The following is a 6,790-nucleotide window of genomic DNA, read 5'->3' as shown; positions in this document are numbered from 1 at the left end:
GGGGCGTCCCGGTCCCCGCCGACACCTGGCCGGACCTCGCCGCGGAGGGCAAGGTCTTCTACGTCTGGTTCGACGCCCCGATCGAGTACATCGGCGCGACGAAGGAGTGGGCGGACCAGGACCCGGAGAACCGCGACTGGCGCTCCTGGTGGTGGGAGTCGGACGCGAACGTCCACTACACGCAGTTCATGGGCAAGGACAACGTCCCCTTCCACAGCGTGATGTTCCCGGCGACCCTGCTGGGCACCCGCGCCCCGTGGAAGAAGGTCGACGTCATCAAGGCCTTCAACTGGCTGAACTACTACGGCGGCAAGTTCTCCACGTCCCAGCGCCGGGGCGTCTTCACGCACGACGCCCTCGACATCCTGCCGGCCGACTACTGGCGCTACTTCATGATGGCGAACGCCCCGGAGTCGGACGACTCGTCCTTCACCTGGGAACACTTCACCGCCACGGTGAACAAGGACCTGGCCGACACCCTCGGCAACTTCGTCAACCGCGTCCTGTCGTTCTCCAAGAAGCGCTTCGGCGAGGAGGTCCCGGCGGGCGCCGAGCCCGGCGAGGCGGAGACGAAGCTGGGCGACGAGATCGCCCGCCTGCTCGCGGAGTACGAGGCCCAGATGGAGGCCATCCAGTTCCGCAAGGCGGCGGCCGCGCTGCGTGCCCTGTGGTCGGCGGGCAACTCCTACCTGGAGGAAAAGGCCCCCTGGCTGGAGATCAAGACCAACCCGGAGGGCGCGGCCCTCACCCTCCGTACGGCGATGAACCTCATCCACCTCTACGCGGTGGTCTCCGAGCCGTTCATCCCGACGTCGGCGAAGAAGATGCGCGAGGCGTTCTCCCTGGAGAACGACACGGCGGCGTGGGTCACCGCGGACGAGGCCCGCTCCCTCACCACCGTCCCGGCCGGCACCCCCTTCACCATCCCGCCGGTGCTGTTCGCCAAGCTCACGGACGAGGACCTGGAGTCGTACAAGGAGCGCTTCGGCGGCGAGTCGGCGTAACTCCCGCCCCGCGTCCGCCCCTAGGGGGATCTCCTCCTGGGGGCGGACGCGTCTCCCGACAGGCTCGTCCCCACGCTCGTCGCCCTGCGAAGCCTCGGTTCGTAGGATGAGCAAGGCACCCGGCCAACCAGACGGTCCGGGCACCCACCTGGGGGGACACCAATGGCACTGTTCGGCAACGCGCACACCGTGAACCCGCAGTCGGCCCAGCAGGACTACGCCCGCCTCCTCGGCCACGGCGAGCAGGTGCACGCCGCGTTCCTGCTGATCCGCGACACCATCCTCTTCACCGACCGCCGCCTGATCCTGATCGACAAACAGGGCATCACCGGCAAGAAGGTCGAGTACCACTCGGTCCCCTACCGCAGCATCACCCACTTCTCGGTGGAAACGGCCAGCACGTTCGACCTGGACGCCGAGCTGAAGATCTGGATCTCCGGCACCCCGACCCCCATCGAGAAGACCTTCACGAAGGGCGTCGACATCTACGAGGTCCAGGCGATCCTGACGCAGTTCGTGGCGAGGTAGCCGGGGAACGTTTCTCCCAGGCTCGAAAGGGTGAACACCTTCCATCCGCCGGAATACGGCCCTCTGCCCACTTACATGGCCCACATGGTCACATCAGCCCATGAAGGCATGCATCGGATCTTCCAGGAGCGGCCTGAGATCCTTTCCCCGGTCTTCGGGGTGCTGGGCATCGCGTTCCCCGAGAAGGCGGCCGTCTACGCGATCGGCACCGACGTGACGGAAGCCAGGCCCCTGGCGCGCCACATCGACACCGTGCTGCGCATCGGCCCGTCCGACGGGGAGGACTTTCTGCTCGCACCAAGTGGGCGACCGGCCCCTTCTCCAGTGGAACGCGTGGTTGGATCGTCCAGATGACGTACCCCTTGGTCGTCGGACCGGACAACCTCCCGGTGATCACCAGCTCACGCCAACACCCCCCACATCGACGCCATACTTCCTCGACTCGGCGTTGGGGGACACCCCCGCCGGAGACAAATGGAGGGATATCGTGACGTTCGTCAACTACTTCCCCGGCCGGGGCACGGTGATGGAGAAGGCCTACCTCGAGGGCGAGGCCAAGGGCGAGGCCAGAGGCGAAGCCAAGGCCATTCTCCGCTTCCTCGAAGCACGAGGCGTCTCGGTCCCCCAGGAGGCCCGGGACCGCATCGCCGGTTGTACCGACCTCGACCTCCTGAACCGCTGGCTGGACCGGACGCCCCACGTGCAGAGCGTCGACGAACTCTTCGTCGAGGACGCGGCGCCCGCCGCGGACCGGGCCGAGACCTGACCCCGGGGCGATCGTGATCGACGATCCGGACGCCGCACCGGAACTTCACGAGTTGCTCCGGTTCACACTGACATGCATGGGCTTGGGCATTCCGCCGGAGCGAGTAATGGGCGATTTCCGTTCCGGGCTGGAGGAACTGAGACAGCAAGGCTCCCTCTCTCTCCAGGACATGGCCCGCATCCGGGCCCGGGTGGACAAGCGGCCCGATGACGAACACGAGGACGAGGAATGGGTTCGGGGGTACACCGCCGGATACAACGCGGCGTTGGCCGGCGCGGTCCAACGGCTCTTGGAGACTCGTGACATCACGGTCCCCAAGGAGGTCTTCCGCCACGGTGGACACACCGGAGGATCTGTTCGTCGAGAAGTAGAAGCCCCAGAGGTCCGGAGCCCACCCGGTCAGTGCCTTGAAGCGTGGGCCACGAAGTCCGCCCAGGCGCCGGGCGTGATCGCCAGACGGGGGCCTTCGACGTTCTTGGAGTCGCGAACGTGCACGGTGCCGGGGGTGACGGCGACCTCGACGCAGGAGTCGCCTTCGCTGCTGCTGCTGTAGCTGCTCTTGAACCAAGCCGGTCCGGAGGCTCCCTCAGCCGAGATGTTCCGGATCATGTCTCCCCCAGCAGTTGCTCGATGAAGGTGGTGGACTGCCGCGGCGAGAGGGCCTGAGCCCGGATGATGCCATACCGCAGTTCGAGGATACGGAGCTGTCGTGGCTCAGTAACCGGTCGGCCGTCCAGTCGCTGCCCACCGGCGCGGGCATCGACATCAAGTCCCTCGCTGCCCGCTTCCCCGAGGGCCCCACCCGGATCGCCGCCGCCCTGCGCGAGCTGGAGACCCACGGCTACCTGAGCCGCACCCGCGAACGCACACCGGCCGGCCGCATCGTCACCCGCACCGTCTCCTGCAATCAGCCCCGAGGCCACCGCGACCGCGACACACCCGAAGCGGCACCCCCCAAGCCCCCGCCCCGCCGATCGGCAACCGCCCCGCAGCAGAAGCCCGCACGCCCCCGCGCCCTGCCCGCCGTACCGAAGCCCGCATACATCTCCCCCACCCTCCTCCAGGCAGCCACCGATGTCCTGGCGGGCCTGCGCCGCACGGACCCCCGCCTGCTCCTCTCCGCCACTGACACCGAACACCTCGCCCCCGGTGTCGTCGCCTGGCTGGAACGGGACCTCACCCCCACCGCCGTACGACACGCCCTGACCAGCGACCTGCCACCAGAGCCCCTGCGCCGCCCGGCCGCCTTCCTGGCCCACCGCCTCACGTCCCAGCTGCCACCGCTGCCGGCGTACCACCGGCCCGAGCCGCCACCGGCCACCCGGCATCCCTTCCAGAACTGCCACGGCTGCGACCGGGCCTTCCGCGGCCCGGCCCCCGGCCACTGCCGCGACTGCCGAACCGATCTCCCCGAGGGCCGCCTAGCATGAACGTGACGATCCTTGCCCCTGGGCACAGACGACGAGGAGCGAGCGCCATGACCATCGCCCCGGAGAACGCCCGGCAGGGCGCCTCCCACCTGTACCGGGTCATGCGGGATTTCGTTCAGTCGGCGGACGACAACCTCCCCGGCAAGTTCGAGATCACCAAGGAAGGGATCGTCCTCGACATGATGTCGCCCATGAGGCCGCACGAACTCACCGTGCTGCGCGTCCGGAAGCGCCTGGAAAAGGTGATGCCGGACGAGATCGTGGCCCACACGGGTGAGCCCGACGTGGAGGACGAGCCCGAGGGCATCATGCGGCGGCCCGACGTGATGGTGATCGCCGAGGCGGACATGGAAGGGGAGGGTTCCTTCGATCCCCGGTCGCTCGTCGCCGCCGTGGAGGTCATCTCCCGCTCGAACCCGGACAACGACTGGGTCACCAAGATGCGCGACTACCCCCTCATGGGCGTCCCCGTCTACGCGATCTTCGACCCCCGCAACGGCACCGGTACGGTCCTCACCGACATCCACGCCACCCCCGACGGCCCCCGCTATGCCACCCGCAAGGACTTCGTCTACGGGGAGGACGTCACCATCGCCGACTGGACGATCTCCACCGAAGGCCTGCCGCGTTACGAAGACGGCACCGGCGGGCAGCGCTGAGCCTCTCCGACTGCTACGGCGTCAGCAACGCCGCAAGACGGGTGGCGGTCCGCTCGCCCGCACGCTGCCTGATCAAGCCCTCCTTGGCGGCAGCACGGAGCCGGATCTGCGAGTCGGAAGCCCCGCCCTTGGTCACCCGGGCAGTGACGACAACCGGGTTCATGCCGCCCGCGCCACCGCCTGCGACGACACGGATCGTCCGCTGATCCGCACCGGGTTCCGGCACTGAGCCGACCGCTCGCCCTGCTCGTTGGAGCACGGAGGCGACGCGCTCGACGGCGTCGTCGAACGGCAGGGCGACGACCAGGTCGATCTCGTGCACGTTCTTCCTCATCAGCTTGACCACGAGGCGGGTCAAGCCACTCCAGGCCCCGACAGCGGCAGCCAGAGCCGCAAGCTCATCGGCCAGAATCTGGTCCTCGTGGTCGTCCACACGCCCCCCGTTCCCTTGGACGACCACGCTTACCACGAGCCGTCGCACCTACCGCACAGCCGCCTCCCCCGAAACCCCCGCACGCCCACGGGCCCGTGCCTGCTCGCCCCGCTTCGTGTGCCGCACGAACGCCACCCCCACCACCGCCAGGACCGACGCCGCCGAGAGCGTGTACAGCCCCCCGTTCGTACTCCCCGTCGTGTCCTTCAGGTAGCCGAACAAGGTCGGCGACACGAACCCGCCGAGATTTCCCAGGGAGTTGACGAAGGGCGACAGGCCGCCGATCTCCTCCACCAGACTCGGCAGCCAGAACGTGATCGCGTAGCCGGTGAGCGCCATCGCGAAGAAGACGGTCGTCAGAACGGCCACCTGCGGATGGAAGATCAGCTTCCAGCGCGACACCGACGGTGCGCGGTCACGCGCCTCCCTGTCTCGCGCCACCGCCTCGCTCAGCGCCTCCTTCTCCTCCGGCGTCAGCCACTTCGCGTCCTGGATGCGGGAGACCAGGAAGAACCCGGCGATGAAGCCGACCAGGATCGAGAAGGCGCCCTCCAGGGCGAACATCCAGCGCCGGCCGGCGATGCCGCCCGCGCCGTGCAGCTCCAGCAGGGCACCGGTGATCGGGCCGGTCACGATGTACGCCGTCGCCGAGCTGCCCAGGAAGATCGCACTGGCCCGGCCCCGGCTGGAGTCCGGCAGCCACTGGGTGAAGTAGAGCAGCACACCGGGGAAGAAGCCGGCCTCCGCGACACCGAGCAGGAAGCGCAGCCCGTAGAACCATCCACACGTTGTGGATGAAGCACATCGCCACGATCACCAGACCCCAGGTGATCATGATGCGGGTCAGCCAGACCCGGGCGCCGAACCGCTCCAGCCACCTCACATGTCCGCGTCAGCTCGCGCCCGTGCCGTCCTGCGTCGCCTCGGGATCGACGCCCATGGTGAGCGTCGCGACGACGCCCTTCGCGATGGCACCCTTCTTGTACTTCAGCCTCAGCAGGCCGCCCTCGGTGCCGTTGCCCGGGTAGATGGTGTCCTCGTCGAGGGTGGTGCGGGTCGTGGTGTTGGTGGAGTACGGCTCGACCTCGGCCGTGGCCAGCACGGACGCCTCGTCGAAGAAGAGCTGCCCGGTGTGGCAGGTCGTGCCGCCCTCGTAACCCGCGTCGGTCCAGGTGCCGTTCACGTGCACCTTGGTGTGGATGTGGACGCAGCGGCCCTGGTACCAGCCGGGGAAGACCGTACGGAAGGCGACCTCGCCCTTCTTGTCCGTACGCCACGTGCCGCGCAGGTACCGCTCGTCGTCGGTGGGCTCCTCGTGTCCCCCGCCGCCTCCCGGAGGAGAGCCGGTCGGCGCGCCCGTGGGGGAACCGGTCGGCGCCCCGGAGGGGGGCGTACCACCCCCGCCACCACCGCTGCCCATCGCCTCGTAACCCGAGTACACGCCCAGCGCGTTGCAGTGCCAGATGTCGACGGCGGCGTTGGCGATGGGCTTGCAGGTGTCGGCGTCGATCACCTTCAGGCGCAGGGTGAGCGGGATGCCGTCCTGGTCCTCGGTGACGTCCCGGCGGAGCTTGTCCGCGTCGATGTAGTAGGGGCCTTCGGTCGTCTCGGAGGTCAGCTTGTAACAGGTTTCGCCGGAGGTTCCGGCCGTTTTCCCCTTCGCCGCCGTCGTCTCCTCGCCGGCGAACGCGCCCGCCGCGAACGTACCGCCGACGCCCGCCGCCACCACCGCGCCGGTGGCCGCGGCGACGACCTTACGGCGTGTCAGATCCCGTTTGCGCTTCGGCCCTTGGGCCTTCTCGTGTCCCGTCATGGGAGGGAAGCTAGGGAGCGCGCCTGTCAGGAGCCTGGGTGAGAGCTGGGTAAGACCCCTGGACACGAAACCACCGTCCGGCAGGACTTCTCCACGGTGGGCCAGCGAAGCATCGCCCTGCTGCTGGACCTCATCGAGGGGCGGCCCCCGTCCGGCA

Annotated in this window: 10 protein-coding genes and 1 pseudogene; 6 read left to right on the top strand and 5 right to left on the bottom strand. The window is 68.6% G+C overall.

The genetic code is table 11. The features are described 5' to 3' along the window. The 4 genes from ABT116_RS38095 to ABT116_RS38080 all read left to right on the top strand — a co-directional run. Nucleotides 1-1,004, top strand: a 1,004-nt coding sequence (locus ABT116_RS38095; protein WP_351643998.1) for a methionine--tRNA ligase, incomplete at its 5' end; no start/stop codon positions are given. A gap of 162 nt (nucleotides 1,005-1,166) precedes the next feature. Next, nucleotides 1,167-1,532 carry a PH domain-containing protein gene (locus ABT116_RS38090; RefSeq protein WP_351643996.1) on the top strand — a complete coding sequence of 122 codons (366 nt, stop codon included), beginning with the start codon at nucleotides 1,167-1,169 and terminating at the stop codon, nucleotides 1,530-1,532. Between the two features lie 30 nt (nucleotides 1,533-1,562). After that, nucleotides 1,563-1,886, top strand: coding sequence for a hypothetical protein (locus ABT116_RS38085; RefSeq protein WP_351643993.1), 324 nt, complete (start codon nucleotides 1,563-1,565; stop codon nucleotides 1,884-1,886). A gap of 133 nt (nucleotides 1,887-2,019) precedes the next feature. Beyond that, nucleotides 2,020-2,298, top strand: coding sequence for a hypothetical protein (locus ABT116_RS38080; RefSeq protein WP_351643990.1), 279 nt, complete (start codon nucleotides 2,020-2,022; stop codon nucleotides 2,296-2,298). 399 nt (nucleotides 2,299-2,697) lie between these two features. Here ABT116_RS38080 and ABT116_RS38075 read toward each other — a convergent pair whose 3' ends face one another. Beyond that, nucleotides 2,698-2,907, bottom strand: a complete 210-nt coding sequence (locus tag ABT116_RS38075) for a DUF397 domain-containing protein (RefSeq protein WP_351643988.1) — start codon at nucleotides 2,905-2,907, stop codon at nucleotides 2,698-2,700. Further along, a pseudogene (locus tag ABT116_RS38070) lies at nucleotides 2,904-3,032 on the bottom strand (transcriptional regulator); the annotation flags it as partial. The gene ABT116_RS38075 and the pseudogene ABT116_RS38070, both read right to left, overlap by 4 nt. Between ABT116_RS38070 and ABT116_RS38065 the strand changes: the two are divergent. Both ABT116_RS38065 and ABT116_RS38060 read left to right on the top strand, forming a co-directional pair. Next, a complete protein-coding gene (locus ABT116_RS38065) occupies nucleotides 2,979-3,728 on the top strand; it encodes a helix-turn-helix domain-containing protein (protein ID WP_351644003.1) in 750 nt (249 codons plus the stop codon). The pseudogene ABT116_RS38070 and the gene ABT116_RS38065 overlap by 54 nt on opposite strands. 47 nt (nucleotides 3,729-3,775) lie before the next feature. Continuing rightward, a complete protein-coding gene (locus tag ABT116_RS38060; protein WP_351643985.1) occupies nucleotides 3,776-4,387 on the top strand; it encodes a Uma2 family endonuclease in 612 nt (203 codons plus the stop codon). Between the two features lie 13 nt (nucleotides 4,388-4,400). On the opposite strand, the gene ABT116_RS38055 is transcribed toward ABT116_RS38060, so the two are convergent. From ABT116_RS38055 to ABT116_RS38045, 3 genes are all read right to left on the bottom strand, one after another. Continuing rightward, on the bottom strand, nucleotides 4,401-4,820 hold the full coding sequence (locus ABT116_RS38055) for a hypothetical protein (protein ID WP_351643982.1): 420 nt from the start codon (nucleotides 4,818-4,820) through the stop codon (nucleotides 4,401-4,403). 48 nt (nucleotides 4,821-4,868) lie between these two features. Next, nucleotides 4,869-5,579: an MFS transporter gene (locus tag ABT116_RS38050; RefSeq protein ID WP_351644000.1), complete on the bottom strand. Its 711-nt coding sequence runs from the start codon at nucleotides 5,577-5,579 to the stop codon at nucleotides 4,869-4,871. A 133-nt stretch (nucleotides 5,580-5,712) separates the two neighbouring features. After that, nucleotides 5,713-6,633 carry an intradiol ring-cleavage dioxygenase gene (locus ABT116_RS38045; protein WP_351643980.1) on the bottom strand — a complete coding sequence of 307 codons (921 nt, stop codon included), beginning with the start codon at nucleotides 6,631-6,633 and terminating at the stop codon, nucleotides 5,713-5,715. Nucleotides 6,634-6,790: the final 157 nt, after the last annotated feature.

The organism is Streptomyces sp. NPDC002130, from assembly GCF_040296465.1.
In the GTDB taxonomy this organism is placed as follows: Bacteria; Actinomycetota; Actinomycetes; order Streptomycetales; family Streptomycetaceae; genus Streptomyces.
Note: the sequence above shows the minus strand (reverse complement) of the source record. Positions and strands in the feature narration are given on the sequence as shown.

Bases quoted from the DNA above. Each gene is read 5' to 3' on its own strand.
- ABT116_RS38060 (WP_351643985.1), top strand. From the start codon at position 3,776: ATGACCATCGCCCCGGAGAACGCCCGGCAGGGCGCCTCCCACCTGTAC.
- ABT116_RS38045 (WP_351643980.1), bottom strand. From the start codon at position 6,633: ATGACGGGACACGAGAAGGCCCAAGGGCCGAAGCGCAAACGGGATCTG.
- ABT116_RS38075 (WP_351643988.1), bottom strand. From the start codon at position 2,907: ATGATCCGGAACATCTCGGCTGAGGGAGCCTCCGGACCGGCTTGGTTC.
- ABT116_RS38090 (WP_351643996.1), top strand. From the start codon at position 1,167: ATGGCACTGTTCGGCAACGCGCACACCGTGAACCCGCAGTCGGCCCAG.